The following is a 16,129-nucleotide window of genomic DNA, read 5'->3' as shown; positions in this document are numbered from 1 at the left end:
CCTTGATCGAAACAGGTAGTTACCATGAGCACATTGAATATCGTTTTTGCTGGAACTCCAGAATTTGGCTTGCCTTGTCTTGAGGCATTATTGCATTCAAAACATCATATTAAAGCAATCTATACGCAACCTGACCGTCCTGCTGGACGTGGTAGAAAATTACAAGCTTCTGCAGTGAAAGAATGGGCTTTAAACCAGAAAATTCCAGTCTATCAACCGGTGAATTTCAAGAATCCTGAGGCAATTGCAGAGCTTGCCGCATTAAAGCCAGACGTCATGGTTGTTATTGCTTATGGATTAATTTTACCTAAAGCAGTGCTTGAAATCCCTCGCTTAGGCTGTATTAATGTGCATGCCTCCTTGTTGCCTCGCTGGCGTGGTGCCTCCCCTATCCAGTCAGTTCTACTGCATGGCGATACAGAATCTGGAGTAACGATTATGCAAATGGATGCAGGTATGGATACAGGCGCGATGCTTCATAAAGTTGCCTGCCCTATAACTGCATCAGAAACCGCGCAAACGTTACATGACAAGCTGGCACAGATCTCTGCGCAACCTTTATTGCAAACCCTGGATGAATTAGCTGCTCAAGCCGCAAAACCCGAAATCCAAAATAATGAATTAGCCACTTATGCCAGCAAAATTAACAAAGAAGATGCGTGCATCAATTGGCAACACTCCGCAGCAGAAATTGATCGAAAAATCCGCGCGTTCAATCCTTGGCCAATCGCCTATACAACCCTCGGAGAGGAAACTTTGCGCATTCATCAAGCTAAAGTCGTAGACCAATCATTTTCACAAGCGCCAGGCACAGTCATTAGTATCGATAAAAAAGGCATGTTGATTGCTACAGGAGACCAAAGTTTGCTTGTAGAACGAATCCAACTTCCAGGTGCCAAAGTGATCTCCATTGCCGATTGGTTAAATTCATCTAAAGCACAAGTACATGCAGGATTTGTGTTTTAATGAACAAGAATGAACGACTGCACGCCTTAAAAATTTTAACCCAGTTATTGACTGATAAATCATCCTTATCCCAGCTTATGCCTGCAACAGCCGAAGCTACACCAATGACTAAAGAGATTTGCTTTGGCTTTTGCCGTCATTATTTTCGTTTACAAGCCTTAGCAGAATGTTTGCTTCAAAAAAGACCAAAAGAACTGGAAATTTGGATTGCATTACTCATTGGCCTTTATCAATTGCACTACATGCAGGTACCTGATTATGCTGTAGTAAAAGAAACGGTATCCTTACTTGAAAAAATCAAAAAACCATGGGCAAAGGGGTTGGTTAATGCTGTTTTGCGCAATTTCTGCCGCCAGCAAAATGAAATTCTGGACCGCCTGAGCAAGGATCCCCGATTTATTCATGGTCAGCCCCAATGGTTACTGGAACGCTTGCAAACAGATTGGCCTGATAACTGGCAAGCAATCGCCCAAGCAAACGATATGCATCCGCCCATGACATTACGTGTTAATGTGCAAAAAAATTCTGTTACTGAATACTTACAGATTTTAAATGAAGCAGGCTTTGCCGCTAAACCTCATCTTATTGCAGCTGAAGGGATTACTCTAACCAAACCTTGCGATGTACGCCAACTTCCCGGATTTGCAGAGGGTCGAGTTTCTGTGCAAGACGGTGCAGCGCAATTAGCAGCTTCTTTACTGTCTTTAAAACCTGGGTTACGTGTTCTCGATGCCTGCTGTGCTCCTGGAGGAAAAACCTGTCATATTCTAGAAAAGGAACCAAACCTGTCTGTATGTATTGCTCTGGACGTTGATCCGAAACGATTGAAACGCGTTCAAGAAAACTTAGATCGCCTTCAATTGCATGCCAATTTAGTAGAAGGTGATGCATTAACCCCTGCCACGTGGTGGGATGGCCAACTCTTTGATCGTATTTTATTAGATGCCCCTTGTTCTGCAACAGGCGTCATTCGACGCCACTCGGACATTAAGCTGTTACGGAACGACGAGGAAATCGTTACCATAACTAAAATCCAACATAACATGTTGAATTGCTTATGGCCCTTACTCGCAAAAGGTGGGTTACTGCTTTATGCCACCTGTTCGGTGATGTCCGCTGAAAATGAGCAGCAAATCGCAAATTTTGTTGCAACCCATCCAGACTGTACGATAATTAAAGAACCTAGGGCATGGGGCCACGCTACTGGACATGGTCAACAAATTTTACCGGGAGAACAAGATATGGATGGATTTTTCTATGCAGTGCTATTTAAGGATAAAAAATGACAATCAATTGGCCTGTAATCACTGTTTTGTTCTGCTTATCCATCCCTGGGGTAGTCATTGCAATCAAACGATTGATTTATTTTTTATTGCCTGATAACTCCGAAGAACTAAAAAAAAGGATGAGTCGGTTTGCCATTTTGCAAACCTTATTCATGATCTTTATCCTAAGTTTTGCAGGCGCCGTGTTATCTCCTGCGACGGGATTACATGATACAAAACTTGAGGCACTGTTACAGGGTACAGCAGGAATAAGTGTATTACTTCCTATTTTACTACCTACTGTTTTGTATGCCTTTTTTGGACTAATGTTTTTTTTAGTTCTCTATTATGGTCTCATCGCACGCATCATCGATAAGAACAACATGAAAGTCATGACTCATCTACGCACAGCCCTTGGTGTTGATGGCTGTGTTCTTTATGGCGGGGTAGCAGAAGAAATTATTGGGCGATGGGGGTTAATGAACCTTGCAACCTTTTTCGCATTACTCTTTACAAAGCAATTTCCTAACTTGATCATCTGGATTTCAATGCTTATTAGTGGATTGGTATTAGCAATAAGCCAACTTCCTGCGTACCTTGCTGCCGGTTGTACTTCAAACCGACGTTTCATTTACTCGCTGATCACACTTAGCCTTTGTCAATCATTACTTTTTGGATATTTATTTTGGCAACATGGGCTTATTGCAGCGATTTTGGCTCATATGTTATTCCATATAGGCTGGGCAGCATTTGAAAACGTAAAAAAATCGTAAAGCCTCCCTCCGTTAATCTTGCCTTAACCTTAACCTTTTATCCTACAAGGGAATGTAGTCAATGTTAGGGGGTAGGATATGGCCACTTCAAGTAATGAGTTTGCTGCGCTGGTAAATCAATTACACAGCTCACCTAACGATCATGTTTTACAACAAGCTGTGCTCCAACATTTACCTAAAATGATCGTTTTAGCTCGAGATAATCCTATGGCTTTATACCATTTAGCCCATATTTATCCACCAACATCTTCTGAGTACAAACAAACCATGCGCCAGGCCGCGAATTTGAAATGCACTAATGCCATGCTGGTTATGGTGCAAATATTGGGGAACTCAAATGATGCCAATGATTTACAAACAGCGACCTATTATTTCAATATGATTAATAAATCTAATGATTCATACATCAAAGAACAAGCTCGATTGCTTTTGGATGAATACCCTGAACTTTCAAAAACAATAAAAGAGCAAGAGAAACCTAATTTAAGTTATAACCACGCTCGCTTCTTTACACATCAACGGTTAAGAGAAGAACCTGTTGAGCTTGTTGAAGCTTTAGCATGTAAAGCTTAATTTTAAATGTCTTAGTCCTGGGTGAAAGCAAAGTCCGTAACCCAGACTCTCCATATATTCATCCTCGGGTTTTGCTATGGGTGAAAGCGGAGCGGTAGCCCCGGAGTCACATTCATTTCCGGGGTCCGCTGCGCGTCAAGGCTAGGGGATGTTTTAAACGATCAAAAAGCGGAAATTCTTTTGGATCTCATTTAAATCAAATTGATTCAAATACAAAGAAAAACTCATCCACGCACTTAACGCTGCCAAATCTTGAAATGGGGGGGGAAGATAAACAGGATTGGTTAAAATTCCACGCTCCTTAAGTTCAGTAAGTAAAGGCAAATCGTCAAGCACTAATTTCCCGGTAAATAATAAAGGTATGGACTCCACATGCTTGCGGCTAATCGCAAAACGGATGTAATTGTAAATCAATACAAAGCCCTTGGCATAAGACAAATCTTTGGTGAAAGGACCACCTGTAGGCGTACTTCCTCTAAAGACACGTACTGATTGATTGTAGCTGTCTTCTTCGCTTAGACCACAATCCATAAAATAATTATAAATATCGAGAAAATCTGCCCCTTGTGTCACCATATCCAAAGCAATTACGCGATTGGTAATCTTTAACATGCGGCTAGGATATGAAGAAAAAGTTACAATCTCCGTAATCACCGCCAAACCTTCCTGAATGACGCTGCTGGATGGCGAGCCTTTGGAAAGAAAAAAACAATTGGGCTGCATGGAGCCATTTAAGGTTGTTCCAACGTGAACCCAACCTTCATGTACTTCAAGATAACGAAGATCGCGATCACTAAACATTGCTTGCTGGCTCAATTTAATGCTATCTGCTCCTGCAGAAGCATCCGCAATCATATCATCACTGACCATCACAGTTACCTTGCCAGGATGTTTATCAAAAAATTGACCTAAACGCGCTTGCAAAATTTCTTGAGCCTGCTGGGGCGTGTAACGTTTTACATCGGCTTCAGATTGTAATTGGACACTAAGCCCTGTTAACACATCAAAGAGCAAAGTGCCCATCTCTGACATTCGTGGCCCACCTGCATAGAATACATCGTTTGGACTTCCATATAATTCCATTGCCAACTCGGAAAATGCAGGGGTACCTCGTTTGGCAAGCATTTGCGTAGCCCGACTGTATTCTTCGCACTGACGGCGTATTAAACGAGTTAAAGTAGAATACTGTCCAAGTTGATTCTGGGTATCACGCAAAATAATCCGGAATTCTTCTTGTTTATCATGAACATCGAAAGGTATAGGCTTCTTATCGTAATATTCTTTATCAACAACTGGAAGCTTTTTGCCTTTATGTTTAAAAAATTCCTTTTTTATTGATTCATCCCATTTAATACTATCAAGAATCCTGATTTTACGCTGCGCTTCCACAATACGCTGCGATAACTCCTGTACAATAAGTAACTCAGCTGATTCTGATGGTGTCATAATAAACCCCTTATGATACAGGTGGTGCGATACTTACACGCGCATCCTGGTTCTGTTGAGGCAAATCATAAAAACTACTAATGTTTGCTTTCGATAATGGCGGTGGAACTTCCAATGGGGGGCCATTACGACTACTCAAGTAAAGATGTTCACCATTACTGGCATAACGACTACAACCACAGAGCACAAGTGTTACAAAAATTAAAAAAAACAACTTTTTCACTTAAATCAACTCCAAATTCTTCATCATCTTTTCCAATGGCTCATGATGTTCTTTTGATAAACGGGTTAATGGCAATCTTAATTCATTCTCCATTAGCCCCATTCTATTTGCTGCCCATTTTATTGCAATCGGGTTCGTTTCAACAAACAATAATTCATATAAAGGCATTAATTGTTCGTTTAAACGTAAACATGCTGCATGATCACCATCTAAAGCCGAGTCACATAATTTAGCCATTAATTTGGCAACCACATTAGCCGCTGCTGAAATATTTCCCTTCGCTCCAGCCAACATCCAAGATGCAGCAGTAAAATCATCTCCACTATACACATCGATACTGCCTTCTGAAAGACGCAAAATTTGCTGTAAGCGAGTCATCTGTCCTGTAGCATCCTTTATTCCCACAATATTGGAAATCTTTGCAAGCTTGGCTACTGTTTCAGGCAACATATCACAAGCAGTTCTCGTTGGTACATTATACAGAATAATCGGCATAGCAACCGCTTCTGCTATCTGGCTATAATGTAAATATAGCCCTTCTTGAGTCGGTCTGATATAGGCAGGGGTCATAATCAACGCAGCATGAGCACCACACTCCATAGCTTCAAGGGTGAGTTGAATACAATCCCGGGTTGCATTCATGCCAGTGCCTGCAATAACAGGAATTCGTTCTTTGGCTTGATCAACTACTGTTTTAATGACTAGTAGTTTTTCCTCATGTGATAAAGTACCTGATTCTCCGGTAGTACCGGCTGCGACAAGACCATGGCTCCCCATTTCAATATGAAACTCGACCAATTCTCGCAAACGTGGGACATCCACCTGATCATTCTTCATGGGTGTTAATAAAGCGACAATGCTTCCTTTAAACATAAAGTCCTCTGTTTTTTATTATTCTTCATACTACTAATACTACTGGAAAATGTGGGTCAGAGTAAAATTAGATATTTAAAAAATAGTATGCAATACAATTTATGCTCACTTATTTTACATAAAATGTTATTTTTGTACTAGAATCATAGTGAAGATGATGCAACTAGGATTTTTTGTACTGAATTGTGCTCTATCAATACAAAAATCCTGAACACTATAAAAGGAGTTACACTATGAAAAAAATTATCGCTCCCTTATTTTTTATTGGTTTATCAGCTTTTATGCTTGGGGGATGCACCAATACTCAAGTAGGTACTGCCGCTGGCGGTGCTGCCGGAGCAGGTATAGGCTATGCTGTATCTGGAGGCAGTGCAGTTGGAACTGTAATTGGCGCAGGAGCTGGAGCACTAGTAGGAAATGCAATCGGCCAAGAACAGGATCGTCGCGCTTATTACTATCATCATTACTATCGTCCATATTACTACTAATACAAGTAAAATTCCCTCTTAACCTCCAAAATGAGGTTAAGAGGCCACCTATTAAAAAAGGATTTGTTTTTATAATTTTCTAAATGATAACAAAAATCTTAGGAATATAAGGCAATATCAAATTTCCATTGCTATACTTTGTAAAAGAATTTTAGATTAAGCCTAAATAGTTGATCGTTAAATCAAAATAATACTTATACAAGGATTGTAATCATGCGCTTAAAAAACAAAGTAGCACTAATTACCGGTGCCGCCAGTGGCATAGGTAAAGAAATCGCCTTAGTCTATGCAAAAGCAGGAGCCAAAGTTGCCATTGCAGACCTTAATCTAGATCAAGCAAATCTTGCAGCTGAAGAAATAAAGTCTAAAGGTGGAGAAGCCATGGCCGTTGCCATGAATGTCACCGATGAAAATCAGGTTGATAAAGGCGTGGATGATGTTGCTAAATACTTTGGCGGCCTTGACGTTATGGTCAGCAACGCAGGAATTCAAATTATCAGCCCTGTAGAGCAACTGTCATTTTCTGATTGGAAAAAATTAATATCAATTCAATTGGATGGAGCATTTTTAACAACTCGAGCTGCACTAAGACATATGTATGCTTCTGGTAAGGGAGGAAGCATTATCTATATGGGTTCAGTCCATTCTAAAGAAGCGTCTAAACTGAAAGCACCGTACGTGACAGCAAAGCATGGTTTAATTGGCTTGTGTAAGGTGGTAGCCAAAGAAGGAGCCGCCCATAACGTAAGAGCTAACGTGATTTGCCCAGGATTTGTACGTACCCCGCTAGTCGACAAACAAATTCCTGAACAAGCTAAAGAATTAGGAATTACAGAAGAACAAGTCATTAAAAATGTAATGCTGAAAGATACAGTGGATGGAGAATTCACTACCACCGATGACGTAGCACAAACTGCATTATTTTTTGCTTCTTTTGAATCAAATGCTCTGACAGGTCAGTCGCTAATTGTTAGTCATGGATGGTTCATGGAGTAAGGCCTATGGCTCGAACAAAAAAAAGTAAGACTACAATGCCCCATCATCATGTTGCTTGTTGTTTTCAAGGTGGAGGCGCTTTAGGCGCTTACCAGGTGGGAATTTTGCATGCTTTGGATGAGGCTGGTTATAACCCAAACTGGTTTGCCGGCACCTCAATCGGCGCGATTAACGCGGCAATTGCAGCAGGTAATCCACCCAAGGTACGGGTTGAAAAAATGTATCAATTTTGGGAGACCATAGCCACTCCTTCTTTTATCGAGAGCAAACTCCTTCCAAATGATGATGCAAGCCGTAGAATTGAACATATTCTATCCGCCCAAACCGCACTACTTTTTGGCCAGCCAGGTTTTTTTACACCTCGTTTTCCACCGCTGCTTATGGGATATTATGACACGCCTGATACCTTGAGTTTTTACGACACCAAAAACTTAAAGTCGACTCTAGAACAATTTATTGATTTTGATCGACTCAATAACGCTCAAGAGACACGCATAAGCATTGGTGCCGTTGAAATTTGCACTGGTGAAATGGTGTACTTTGATTCACAAAATACAAAAATTGGGCCTGAGCATATCATGGCCAGCGGCGCATTACCTCCTGGTTTTCCAGCTGTTGAAATTGAAGGTGAATATTATTGGGATGGTGGAATTTCCAGTAATTCCCCGGTAACTTATATATTATCTGCAAATCAATGCCCCCATAATTTATTGTGTTTCTCAATTCATTTATTTGACTCTTATGGCCTCTATCCCACTTCATTAGATGCCGTACTGAAACGAAAAAAAGACATAGAGTATTCCAGCCGCTTTTCCAAAGCAGTACAAACGTATCAGCAAATTCATGCTTTAAAAAATACCATTCATATTCTTTCGCGTTATATTCCTGAAGAAGAAAAGGAAAATCCAGAACTTCAACTGTGTATGGCACGTGGGCATCAATCTACAATTTCTTTAGTTCGCTTTTTATACGAACATGATGAGACTGAGTTTTCTTCAAAAGATTATGAATTTTCAAACAAAAGCATCTTGGAACGCATAAAACACGGCTACATTGATGGGAGAAAAGCCATCAAAAAATCACCTTGGAACAAAAAAATGCCAGATACAACGGGTATTGCCGTATATGATATGGCGTCAAATAAACATCTAAAGGAGGAGTCTGAAAATGAATGAAGCGGATGTAATTCAACGAGCATTTGCCATGCCACTCATCAGTCCATCTTATCCTCGTGGCCCTTACCGTTTCATCAACAGGGAATTTTTAATTATTACCTATGAAACTGATATAGATCTGCTTCGTGAAGTGGTTCCTGAACCGTTAGAAGTAGTAGAACCTCTAGTCAAGTTTGAATTCATTCGCATGCCTGATTCAACGGGATTTGGAGATTATACAGAATCAGGTCAAGTCATCCCGGTACGTTATAAAGGTAAAATAGGAAATTACACCCATGCTATGTTTTTAGATGATCTTCCTCCTATAGCTGGTGGTCGAGAAATTTGGGGCTTTCCCAAAAAGCTGGCACAACCCAAACTGGAAGTCGTACATGAAACGTTGTTGGGCACTCTCGAATATGGCCCTTGTCGGATCGCTACAGCAACTATGGGTTATAAATATGAAGCGCTGGATGTAAAAAAAGTAGCAGAATCACTCGCTACGCCAAATTATTTACTTAAAATCATCCCTCATGTTGATGGTAGTGTTCGAATTTGTGAGCTTGTTGAATATTATCTTGAAAATGTGGTTATCAAAGGGGCTTGGCAAGGACCAGCTCAATTGCAATTAGCACATCATGCATTGGCTCCTGTAGCAAATCTCCCCGTAAAACGCATCGTAAATGGTGTACATTTATTGACAGATCTCACCTTGCCTTATGGTCGTGTTGTCCACGATTATCTTAAATAAAGAATTTGCAAGAATTTAAAGGGAATTTGGAGTTCAAATAAAAATGTTAATTCTAATTGGTTATATCGTCATACTACTCTGTGTTTTTGGAGGATTCGCTTTGGGTGGAGGTCATCTTGCTGCGGTCTTTCAACCGATTGAATTGCTTATTATTGCAGGAGCAGCCATAGGCTCACTAATTGTAGGGAATAGCGCTACAGTGTTAAAATCATTGTTAAAAGCACTACCCAAGGTTTTTCGTGGGGAAAAATCCGTTAAGGAAACTTCCAGTAATCTGTTAGGCCTATTATACACTCTGCTGAATAAGGCACGCCAACAAGGACTTATGTCTCTGGAAAGGGATATTGAAGCACCTCAAGAAAGCGCTATTTTCAATGCTTATCCTTCAATAATGAAAAACCATCATATTATTGAGTTCATTTGTGATTACTTAAGATTAATCATTACTTCAAATCTCCAACCTTTTCAGCTGGAGGCCTTAATCGATATGGAAATTGAATCGCATCATGAGGAAGAAATGATTCCTGCTAATGCTTTAACAAAACTTGCTGATGCCATGCCCGCCTTTGGTATCGTTGCGGCAGTTCTTGGTGTAGTACATACCATGGAATCGATCAATTTGCCGCCGCCAGAATTAGGAGTTCTCATTGCACATGCTCTTGTAGGTACGTTTTTGGGGATTTTAATCGGTTATGGATTTATTGGTCCTGTAGCTTCAGCAATGGAGCATCATGCCAATCAGGAGCAATTGATGCTACAGTGCATAAAAGCGACAATATTGGCGAGTTTACACAATAATCCACCTATTATTGCAGTGGAATTCGGACGTAAAGTATTGTTTTCCGCACAACGTCCCTCCTTTACCCAGCTCAATGAAGAAATTAAAAATTTCAAGCCAGCAGCATCCTCATCCGATTCAGGAGAGAGTTCTTCTGCGGAACCTACTCCAGGCTAATGAGGTTATAGAATGAATGATAACAGCAATAAAGGAAAATCTGGTTCAACACCTATAATTCGAAAAATAAAAAAAAATCAGCACAAGCATCACGGTGGATCGTGGAAAATTGCTTTTGCTGATTTTGTAACAGCAATGATGGCATTTTTTTTGTTAATGTGGTTGATTGCCTCACTGAATAAAGCTCAAAAAGACGGTATTGCCGAATATTTTAAACAACCAATGAAAATCACTTTTTTTGGAGGTGAAAATGTGGGTAACCAGCAAATTAATCTTAAGGGAGGTGGACCTAAAGTAAAAGACACGAATGGTCAAGTTTCAACAACAGATCACCCATCTGCTCCGAATAAAAAAGCCCAAGACATTCAAGTAATTCAGTCAACTGAAAATGAAACCCAAAAACTTGAAGAGTTGAAATCAAAGATTAATTTAAGTATTAAAGAAGATCCTTCTCTTGCTGGTTTAAAAAATCAATTAATTATGGAAGTAGTAAATAATGGGTTGCGTATTCAGTTAATCGACAATCAAAATAAACCTATGTTTGATGTGGGTTCAGACAAACTTAATCCGGGCATGGATCAGATCTTTACCCAAATCGCAAAATTACTTAAGAACGTCCCCAATAAAATTACTATTGAAGGGCACACCGATGCACATCCATACCATAATCCGGATGAATTAGAATACACCAACTGGGAACTATCGGCTCAAAGAGCCAATGCTGCCCGTCGTGCTTTGGTTAAGGCAGGTTTGAATCCCGATAGAGTCGTGCGTGTAGCCGGTTTTTCATCAACTGAGCCTCTTAATCAACAAGATCCCTACAGTCCTGAAAACAGGCGTATCAGCATCATTGTCATAAAAAAAGGCGCCGAAACGAAAACGATAATGAACAAATAACAGATATAGCTTTGATAAAATGAGTGAAACCGTGAATATAACCTGGGTTTCGCTTTGCTTCCCCCAGGCTACGAATAACTATAAATTATTTTAGCCAATAGACGCATTTAACATCCAGCGTGCTTTTTCATGAGCTGCAATACGTTCGCTGAGCAAAGCAATCGTCCCTTCATCACCATGCTCCTGTGCGAGTTTAACCGCTGTGTTTAAATCTTTAACCAAAACCCCATGATCTTGAGCCAGTTCACTCACCATATGATTCGCATCAATATTTGAGTCACCATCTTTGATTGTTTTTAATTGATTCAATGCCGTAAAAGTAGCCGGCGCCTTATGCCCCATAATTAAAATTCGCTCTGCAATTTCATCAACAGCATCTGCCAATGCTTTATATTGCATTTCAAATAATTCATGCAAACTTTTAAACTGCATTCCCTTAACATGCCAGTGATAATTTTGTGTTTTAAGATACAAAGCATATGTATCTGCTAAAACAACTTCCAACTTTTTAATCATTGCTCCCATCATGACTCCTGACTTTATTATTCAACATCATTTTGGATGATACACAGCAAAAATTCCATTATTTTCAATAAAAAACCCGCCATAAAGGCGGGTTTTTAAAGGAATGGAAATGGAGAGAGGCTTACATCATGCCGCCCATGCCTCCCATACCGCCCATTCCGCCCATGCCACCCATATCACCAGCAGCTTCTTCTTTCTTTGGTAAATCAGCAACCATACACTCAGTAGTCAGCATTAAACTTGCTACAGAAGCAGCATTTTGTAATGCCATACGAGTTACTTTAGTTGGATCCAAAATACCCATGTCAACCATGTCACCAAAATCACCAGTCGCAGCATTGAACCCATAGTTGTCTTTGTTTTCAGAAACTTTGTTTACAATTACTGAAGCTTCATAACCAGCGTTTGATACGATCTGACGCATTGGCGCTTCAATAGCACGACGTAGAATGTTGATACCCATGTTTTGATCGTCATTGTCGCCTTTTAAAGAGTCCAGAGCTTTTTGTGCACGGATTAAAGCAACACCACCACCGGCTACGATACCTTCTTCAACAGCAGCGCGAGTAGCGTGCAATGCATCTTCAACACGAGCTTTTTTCTCTTTCATTTCTACTTCAGTAGCAGCACCAACTTTGATGACCGCAACACCGCCAGAAAGTTTAGCAACACGCTCTTGTAATTTCTCACGATCATAATCAGAAGTAGTTTCTTCGATTTGAGCACGAATTTGAGCGATACGTGCATTGATATCAGCAGCTTTACCTTCGCCATCAATAATCGTAGTATTTTCTTTGGTTACTACGACGCGTTTTGCAGTACCTAAATCTTCTAAAGTAGCAGCTTCTAAGCTCTTACCAATTTCTTCAGAGATTACTTCACCACTGGTCAAAATTGCGATGTCTTGCAACATTGCTTTACGACGATCACCAAAACCAGGAGCTTTAACGGCACATACTTTAACAATACCACGCATGTTGTTAACAACCAGAGTTGCTAAAGCTTCACCTTCAACATCTTCTGCAATGATCAACAATGGACGGCCTGATTTTGCAACACCTTCCAATACAGACAACATGTCACGGATACTGGAGATTTTCTTGTCAACCAACAGAATGAATGGATGCTCAAGCTCACAAGTCATGTTTTGTTGATTGTTGATGAAGTATGGAGAAATATAACCACGATCAAACTGCATTCCTTCAACAACAGATAATTCATTTTCAAGACTGTTACCGTCTTCAACAGTGATAACGCCTTCTTTACCTACTTTATCCATTGCACTAGCAATAATAGCGCCAATTGCCTCATCAGAGTTAGCAGAAATAGTACCTACTTGAGCAATTGCTTTATTGTCTTTGCAAGGCTTAGACATTGCTTGCAATTTCTTAGTGATTGCAGCAACTGCTTTGTCAATTCCGCGCTTCAGATCCATAGGATTCATGCCAGCAGCAATTGCTTTATAACCTTCAACCACAATCGCACGAGCCAATACAGTAGCTGTAGTAGTACCGTCTCCAGCAGTATCAGAAGTTTTAGATGCAACTTCTTTAACCATTTGCGCGCCCATGTTCATGAAGCGTTGGTCAAATTCGATTTCTTTAGCAACAGATACACCGTCTTTAGTTACAGTTGGGGCTCCATAAGCTTTTTCTAATACAACATTACGACCACGTGGGCCCATAGTTACTTGCACTGCATCAGCTAATGCATTAACACCTGCGAGCATTTGTAAACGCGCGTCGTCACCAAAACGTAATTCTTTAGCCATTATCTCTCTCTCCTAATGAAACGATTACTTCTCAATTACACCCATGATGTCGTCTTCACGCATCACAACCAGTTCTTTACCGTCAATTTTCACTTCGGTACCTGAGTATTTGCCGAACAGGACAATATCACCCACTTTTACTGCTAACGCACGAACATCACCATTGTCTAGTATCTTACCAACACCAACCGCAATGACTTCACCACGCATTGGTTTTTCAGTAGCGCTATCTGGAATAACAATACCACCTGCTGTGGTACGCTCTTCTTCCATACGACGAACAACAACTCGATCGTGTAAAGGACGAATTTTCATGCTTTTATCTCCTGATTAATTAAACTTTAAAGTCAATTTGCAATGTTACTGAAAGCCATATGGGGCCAAGGAACAGAGTTTCAAGGGTTAAAATAAAAAAAATTTTAATTTTTAATTCATTCACTCTACATGATGTTCTGATATAGTTACATATAAATATGTTCAAGCCCCTTATTATAAAGGTTTTCAGAATGAGAAAATGGTTTTTGTTGTTATTTTGTTGCATAACTACATTTGCTCTACACGCAAACCCGCTTCCGGCTGCTGAAGTATTTCATGTGAATATAAGCAAGGTTGATCCCAATACATTTGCGATTAATTTCCAGGTAAAGCCGCATTATTTTCTTTATAGCGATCGCATTAAATTAACAACGAAAAAGAATGGTACATTTCATTTAGGAACCCTGCGTTTCCCTTTCCCAGAGAAAAAAGTAGACAAACTAGGACATGAATTTTCCGTCTATCGCAATCAAGTCACCATTCCCGTTGGAATTTTAGGGAATAAGCCAGGAGAGGCCTTGATTGATTTACATTATCAGGGATGTTCTGATGATGGTTTTTGTTATGCTCCTGAAACCAAGACAATCCAACTATCCATAGATAATGATTTGGCTTTAGCACAAGCGAGCCTGGAGTCTTCCCCAAATATCGAGTCCACAGTCACTGAAGAATCACAAAATGATGGGGTAACTAAAATCTTTTCGAGCCACAATTGGTTCTTAATTCTATTTTCCTTTTATGGCTTTGGTTTACTTTTGTCATTCACTCCATGCATTTTACCTATGGTTCCCGTTTTATCTGGAATTATCGTTGGTCACGGCAAAGAAATTACCACAAGAAAAGCATTTTTTCTCTCGTTAAGCTACGTGCTTAGCATGTCGATTACCTATTCAATCATCGGGGCTGTAGTTGCTTTGCTTGGAGCCAATCTGCAAATTAGTATGCAATCACCCTGGGCTATTGGAGTGTTTAGCCTGATTTTTGTTGTGCTGGCCGTATCCATGTTTGGATTTTATGAGTTCAAGCTACCTCATTCTTGGCAAGCGAAAATACACGGCTCCAGTAACCGAAGAGGTGGTCACTATCTTGGGGCTGCAATCATGGGGTGTTTATCCACTCTGATTCTTTCGCCTTGTGTTACGGCACCTCTTATTGGGGTATTAACCTACATCGCTCAAACAGGAAACGTTCTCCTCGGCTGTCTGACTTTGTTTGTCTTAGGCTTGGGGATGGGCACACCACTTCTACTCATCGGTACTTCTGCTGGCAAATGGTTACCTGAAACAGGAAGCTGGATGAATACCATCAAGTCACTGTTCGGCATTATTTTTATTGCCGTTGCTATTAACCTCATTGCTCGGATAGCTCCCCCACTGCTCAGTATGCTCTTATGGGCAAGCTTACTTATTTTTTCAGGAATTTACAGTGGCGCCCTGACCTATTCTGTAACCCATCGAGAAAAATTCAATCAAGGAGTAGGACTCATTCTACTCGTCTATGGTTTCTTGATTTTAGTCGGCGCCAGTATGGGGGCAACAAATCCCTTACAGCCCTTAACTATACAATCGGCAAGTGCTGCATCAATTAACCCCCAACAGGAACAGGACTTGAGCACAATAAAACAAGCCCTAGCAAACGCCTATGGCAAACCGGTCATGCTTGATTTTTACGCCGATTGGTGCACATCCTGCAAAGTAATGGAGGCAACAACATTTAAAGACCCTCAGGTGCAAGAAGCCTTGGCGCGATTTGTTGTAATTAAAATTGATGTAACCGCAAATAATGCCGAACATAAAGCCCTGCTCAACTACTTCCATGTTGTGGCGCCACCAACTTTTATCTTTCTGGATGCCCAAGGTAAAGAGCTCTATAATCACAAACTGGTTGGCGAAGTTTCTGCAAATGAATTTTTAAAAACCTTAAATCAGATCGAATAACCTTAATGAGTCAAATTAATCCTAATCACTGCAAATGAACAGTTATTCATCTTTCTAAGAATCAAAATTCTCCTTTATAGAATAAAACCATGGTTAAAGCGTATACTTTTTTTAAACCAAAATAATCAGGTACGTACAGCAATTAAAAAATGATTTAAATCACCATAATCCTGTCGACAATAAGACTCATTAAGAGGTATAATTCGTTCACTTTTTTTACA

The 16,129-nt window shown here is 40.2% G+C and carries 17 protein-coding genes; 11 read left to right on the top strand and 6 right to left on the bottom strand.

Translation table 11 applies throughout. The annotated features are described in order from the left end of the window. Nucleotides 1–24: 24 nt before the first annotated feature. From fmt to ELY20_RS12150, 4 genes are all read left to right on the top strand, one after another. The gene (gene fmt, locus ELY20_RS12165; RefSeq protein ID WP_110142794.1) at nucleotides 25–966 is read left to right on the top strand and encodes a methionyl-tRNA formyltransferase; all 942 of its coding nucleotides are present in this window, start codon (nucleotides 25–27) and stop codon (nucleotides 964–966) included. Continuing rightward, the gene (rsmB, locus tag ELY20_RS12160; protein ID WP_110142795.1) at nucleotides 966–2,252 is read left to right on the top strand and encodes a 16S rRNA (cytosine(967)-C(5))-methyltransferase RsmB; all 1,287 of its coding nucleotides are present in this window, start codon (nucleotides 966–968) and stop codon (nucleotides 2,250–2,252) included. The genes fmt and rsmB overlap by 1 nt, the downstream gene beginning before the upstream one ends. After that, the gene (locus ELY20_RS12155; protein ID WP_110142796.1) at nucleotides 2,249–3,004 is read left to right on the top strand and encodes a CPBP family intramembrane metalloprotease; all 756 of its coding nucleotides are present in this window, start codon (nucleotides 2,249–2,251) and stop codon (nucleotides 3,002–3,004) included. Before rsmB ends, ELY20_RS12155 begins: the two co-directional genes overlap by 4 nt. A 78-nt stretch (nucleotides 3,005–3,082) precedes the next feature. Continuing rightward, on the top strand, nucleotides 3,083–3,577 hold the full coding sequence (locus tag ELY20_RS12150) for a hypothetical protein (protein WP_110142797.1): 495 nt from the start codon (nucleotides 3,083–3,085) through the stop codon (nucleotides 3,575–3,577). 153 nt (nucleotides 3,578–3,730) lie between these two features. Here the strand turns inward: ELY20_RS12150 and ELY20_RS12145 are convergent, their stop codons facing one another. The 3 genes from ELY20_RS12145 to dapA are packed head-to-tail and all read right to left on the bottom strand — an operon-like array spanning nucleotide 3,731 to nucleotide 6,119. Continuing rightward, nucleotides 3,731–5,023, bottom strand: a complete 1,293-nt coding sequence (locus ELY20_RS12145; RefSeq protein WP_110142798.1) for a flavohemoglobin expression-modulating QEGLA motif protein — start codon at nucleotides 5,021–5,023, stop codon at nucleotides 3,731–3,733. Nucleotides 5,024–5,033: 10 nt separating this feature from the next. Continuing rightward, a complete protein-coding gene (locus ELY20_RS12140) occupies nucleotides 5,034–5,246 on the bottom strand; it encodes a hypothetical protein (protein ID WP_110142799.1) in 213 nt (70 codons plus the stop codon). Beyond that, a complete protein-coding gene (gene dapA / locus ELY20_RS12135; RefSeq protein WP_110142800.1) occupies nucleotides 5,247–6,119 on the bottom strand; it encodes a 4-hydroxy-tetrahydrodipicolinate synthase in 873 nt (290 codons plus the stop codon). It lies immediately after the preceding gene. A 233-nt stretch (nucleotides 6,120–6,352) separates the two neighbouring features. Between dapA and ELY20_RS12130 the strand changes: the two genes are divergently transcribed. The 6 genes from ELY20_RS12130 to motB all read left to right on the top strand — a co-directional run bounded on the left by ELY20_RS12130 (nucleotide 6,353) and on the right by motB (nucleotide 11,360). Then, nucleotides 6,353–6,607 (top strand): glycine zipper domain-containing protein, encoded by a 255-nt coding sequence (locus tag ELY20_RS12130; protein ID WP_110142801.1) that lies wholly within the window; start codon nucleotides 6,353–6,355, stop codon nucleotides 6,605–6,607. A 213-nt stretch (nucleotides 6,608–6,820) separates the two neighbouring features. Further along, nucleotides 6,821–7,603 (top strand): 3-hydroxybutyrate dehydrogenase, encoded by a 783-nt coding sequence (locus ELY20_RS12125; RefSeq protein WP_110142802.1) that lies wholly within the window; start codon nucleotides 6,821–6,823, stop codon nucleotides 7,601–7,603. 5 nt (nucleotides 7,604–7,608) lie between these two features. Continuing rightward, a complete protein-coding gene (locus tag ELY20_RS12120) occupies nucleotides 7,609–8,778 on the top strand; it encodes a patatin-like phospholipase family protein (protein WP_110142803.1) in 1,170 nt (389 codons plus the stop codon). Continuing rightward, complete coding sequence (locus ELY20_RS12115; RefSeq protein WP_110142804.1) at nucleotides 8,771–9,508, top strand: acetoacetate decarboxylase; 738 nt, start codon at nucleotides 8,771–8,773, stop codon at nucleotides 9,506–9,508. Before ELY20_RS12120 ends, ELY20_RS12115 begins: the two co-directional genes overlap by 8 nt. A gap of 43 nt (nucleotides 9,509–9,551) precedes the next feature. Further along, nucleotides 9,552–10,463: a flagellar motor stator protein MotA gene (gene motA / locus ELY20_RS12110; protein WP_110142805.1), complete on the top strand. Its 912-nt coding sequence runs from the start codon at nucleotides 9,552–9,554 to the stop codon at nucleotides 10,461–10,463. A gap of 12 nt (nucleotides 10,464–10,475) precedes the next feature. Then, nucleotides 10,476–11,360 carry a flagellar motor protein MotB gene (gene motB / locus ELY20_RS12105; RefSeq protein ID WP_110142806.1) on the top strand — a complete coding sequence of 295 codons (885 nt, stop codon included), beginning with the start codon at nucleotides 10,476–10,478 and terminating at the stop codon, nucleotides 11,358–11,360. Between the two features lie 90 nt (nucleotides 11,361–11,450). Here the strand turns inward: motB and ELY20_RS12100 are convergent, their stop codons facing one another. From ELY20_RS12100 to groES, 3 genes are all read right to left on the bottom strand, one after another. Further along, entirely contained in the window at nucleotides 11,451–11,885 is a 435-nt protein-coding gene (locus ELY20_RS12100) for a Dps family protein (protein ID WP_110142807.1), read from the bottom strand. 121 nt (nucleotides 11,886–12,006) lie between these two features. Then, nucleotides 12,007–13,656 (bottom strand): chaperonin GroEL, encoded by a 1,650-nt coding sequence (groL, locus tag ELY20_RS12095; protein WP_110142808.1) that lies wholly within the window; start codon nucleotides 13,654–13,656, stop codon nucleotides 12,007–12,009. Nucleotides 13,657–13,680: 24 nt separating this feature from the next. Then, nucleotides 13,681–13,971, bottom strand: a complete 291-nt coding sequence (groES, locus tag ELY20_RS12090; RefSeq protein WP_110142809.1) for a co-chaperone GroES — start codon at nucleotides 13,969–13,971, stop codon at nucleotides 13,681–13,683. Nucleotides 13,972–14,162: 191 nt separating this feature from the next. Here groES and dsbD point away from each other — a divergent pair, with 191 nt between their 5' ends. Next, entirely contained in the window at nucleotides 14,163–15,908 is a 1,746-nt protein-coding gene (dsbD, locus tag ELY20_RS12085; RefSeq protein ID WP_110142810.1) for a protein-disulfide reductase DsbD, read from the top strand. The last annotated feature ends 221 nt before the right edge of the window (nucleotides 15,909–16,129 follow it).

It is taken from the genome of Legionella qingyii (assembly GCF_003990155.1).
Taxonomy (GTDB): domain Bacteria; phylum Pseudomonadota; class Gammaproteobacteria; order Legionellales; family Legionellaceae; genus Legionella; species Legionella qingyii.
Note: the sequence above shows the minus strand (reverse complement) of the source record. Positions and strands in the feature narration are given on the sequence as shown.